Below are 1,623 nucleotides of genomic sequence, written 5' to 3'. Positions count from 1 at the left end.
GACAGCCGACCCACGATCGAACCACACCACCTGAACCATCACACCGGCCTGCGGATCCAACCTCCCCACAGCCGCCTGCGTCTCGTCGCTGACGAGCTGCTCCAAGTCCGCGTGACACGCTTCGACTCGACGCACCCACGGCCTGGCATCCGCAGAAGCGGGCACTGTCAGTCCGGGCTCACCGGAGCCGTGCACAAGCTGGGCGCGGAGTGTGTCATGGTGATCCACCAGAGCCTGCACCGCGTCCGTCAGGACAGCGAAGTCCAGCCCCACCGGGGTCACTGTGAGGGTGGACTGGGTGACCCGGCCCACCTCGTCCAGCCCCACTCGGGCTAGGAGTTCATGCATGACCGGGGTCAGCGGCATATCACCGACTCCGATGGCCTCCGCACCGCTCGAAGCAGTCGAATCGCTGTCCATGCCCGCAACGGTGGCCAGTCCCGCTGGAGTCCTGTGCTGGAACACATGGCGTGCGGTGATCGTCAGACCCTTTTTACGGGCGCTGGAGACCAGCAGCATCGACATGATCGAGTCGCCGCCCAGCTCGAAGAACGACCCCTCAGCACTCACCGACTCCAGCCCCAGCACATCGGCGAACAACCCACAGAACAGCTCTTCCACCGCAGTAGCGGGGGCACGCCCCTCTGCTCCACCCGCCGCATCAGGCGCGGGGAGGGCGGCCTTGTCGAGCTTGCCGTTCAGAGTGACGGGCAGGGCGTCCAGTACGACCATGGCTGACGGAACCATGTACTCAGGGAGCAGCAGAGCCGCGAACTCCCGGAGTTCATCCGTATCCAGGCTCTCCCCGGCGGGGACGATATACGCGGCGAGCCGCTTGTCACCCGGCCGGTCCTCCCGTACCACCACCGCGACCTGCCCGACCGTCTCATGCGACGCCAGCACGGCCTCGATCTCCCCCGGCTCCACCCGGAAGCCCCGGATCTTCACCTGTTCATCCGCGCGACCGGCGAACAGAAGCTGCCCGTCGGCCGTCCACCGGGCCAGGTCACCGGACCGGTACATCCGACCGCCGAACGGGCATGCCACAAACCGCTCAGCCGTCAGATCCGGACGCCCCACATACCCGCGGGCCAGACCCACACCCGCCACATACAGCTCACCCGTCACCCCCACCGGAACCGGCTGAAGGAAACCGTCCAGGACATAGACCTGAGCGTTCCCGATCGGGGCGCCGATCGCCGGAGGCTGATCCTCCGGCCGGATACCCGGGTCCATGCGTGCCGCAGTGGTGATCACCGTCGCCTCGGTCGGACCGTACGTGTTCCACACCCGGGCCCGGTACGCCCACCGGCTCGCGAGATCGGCGTTCAACCGCTCCGCACCCAACACCCAGTTCCGCACCCCAGGAACCGAATCGGGATCCAGCACACCCAGCAGCGACGGCACCACACTCGCGACTTCGACACCGGCAGTGCGGATCATCTCCGCCAGCGCCTCCGGCTCCCGCCGCTCCTCCGACGACGCGATCGCCAACGTCCCACCCGCAGCCAACGTCACCGCGATATCCATCACCGAGGCGTCGAAGCTGAACGACGCGAACTGAAGCGCCACCACTCCTTCGCCGGCACCTGAGATGGGCCGCATCACCTCGGCGAGGTTCGG

Annotated in this window: 1 protein-coding gene; it reads right to left on the bottom strand. The window is 67.3% G+C overall.

Annotated elements, in window-relative coordinates; all coding sequences use genetic code 11:
• A partial coding sequence (locus tag FF041_RS37350; protein ID WP_153527241.1) for an AMP-binding protein occupies window positions 1-1,623 on the bottom strand: 1,623 nt, incomplete at both ends.

The organism is Streptomyces jumonjinensis (assembly GCF_009600885.1).
Classification (GTDB): Bacteria; Actinomycetota; Actinomycetes; order Streptomycetales; family Streptomycetaceae; genus Streptomyces; species Streptomyces jumonjinensis.
This window is presented reverse-complemented; position numbering and strand designations above follow the sequence as displayed.